Source organism: Mesorhizobium sp. M4B.F.Ca.ET.017.02.2.1 (assembly GCF_003998955.1).
Lineage (GTDB): Bacteria > Pseudomonadota > Alphaproteobacteria > Rhizobiales > Rhizobiaceae > Mesorhizobium > Mesorhizobium abyssinicae.
In genome coordinates, this window is the sequence record NZ_RZOF01000703.1 from 1 (window position 1) to 504 (window position 504).

Genomic DNA, 504 nt, shown 5'->3' on the forward strand with positions numbered 1-504 from the left:
CAGTAGGCTCAGCGCGATGAACGGGATGCCGATGCCGAAGGCCGAGCGGATGCCCCAATGGTCGGAGACGAAGCCGAGCAGCGGCGGGCCGAGCAGGAAGGCGACGAAGGAGATCTGCGACAGCGCCGCGACATTTATTGCCGCGGAGCGGTCCGTGCGCTGCGCGGCGGCCGAGATCGCCAGCGGAAAGATGGCGCTGGTGCCGATGCCCAGAAGCGCAAAGCCCAGCAACGAGAAAAAAGGCGCGGGCGACAGGAAGACCAAAAGCACGCCCGCGGCCATTGTCGCCAGCAGTACGCGCGCCACGCCGCTCGGCGAGTGGCGATCGACGAAGCTGTCGGCGAAGAAGCGCGTGGTCGCTTGCGAGAACGCGAACAGCGCCACGGTGAAGCCGGCGACGAAGGGGCCGGTGTCGAACACGGTGCGCATGTAGATCGCCGACCAGTCGATGCTGGCGCCTTCCAGCAGCATCGCCGACAGCGTCACCGCGACCAGGACCAGGAT

1 protein-coding gene is annotated in these 504 nt (G+C 67.1%); it reads right to left on the bottom strand.

Annotated features, from left to right (window positions below; translation table 11 throughout):
- On the bottom strand, window positions 1-504 hold a 504-nt coding region (locus tag EN738_RS34955), incomplete at both ends, for an MFS transporter (protein ID WP_127287444.1).